The sequence below is a fragment of the Mesorhizobium sp. M1E.F.Ca.ET.063.01.1.1 genome (assembly GCF_003998155.1).
Classification (GTDB): domain Bacteria; phylum Pseudomonadota; class Alphaproteobacteria; order Rhizobiales; family Rhizobiaceae; genus Mesorhizobium.
The window spans coordinates 1-415 of record NZ_RZSC01001690.1 but is presented as its reverse complement, the minus strand read 5'-3'; the positions used below and the strand labels follow the sequence as shown (position 1 = coordinate 415).

Below are 415 nucleotides of genomic sequence, written 5' to 3'. Positions count from 1 at the left end.
TCGCCATCCTTGCTTACCGGAAATCGGCACTGGCGGACTTTACCGGGCACAATCCCTTCCTGCGCCATTTCGCCGACCAGACGACCGGCGTTCCCTACGGCATCGCGCTCGGCATCGGCGGTCTGATCGTTTTTCCGGATTCTCCGCTGATGGTATGGGCGCTGGAAAGGCTGGCCGCCTAGCCGCCCTGCCATCGCGCGTACGAGGTATCCGATTTTGGACTGGGCGGCTTGGCCGCCCTTTTCGCATCCCGGAGGGGGGTTCGTTCTAATTTATGTAAACCTTAAATTAATCACGATCGTAAGCATTGCATTAACCTTGTTTTGACGATTGCGGCTGCAAAGTCCGCCTTGGCTAGGTGGTTTGCCATAGGCGAGGGTTCGGACAGATGCCAGCATCCCGACTTATAATACTG

At 56.6% G+C, this 415-nt stretch carries 1 pseudogene; it reads left to right on the top strand.

Annotated features, from left to right (window positions below):
• Positions 1–182: pseudogene (locus EOA29_RS40440) on the top strand (peptidase); the annotation flags it as partial.
• Between the last annotated feature and the right edge of the window lie 233 nt (positions 183–415).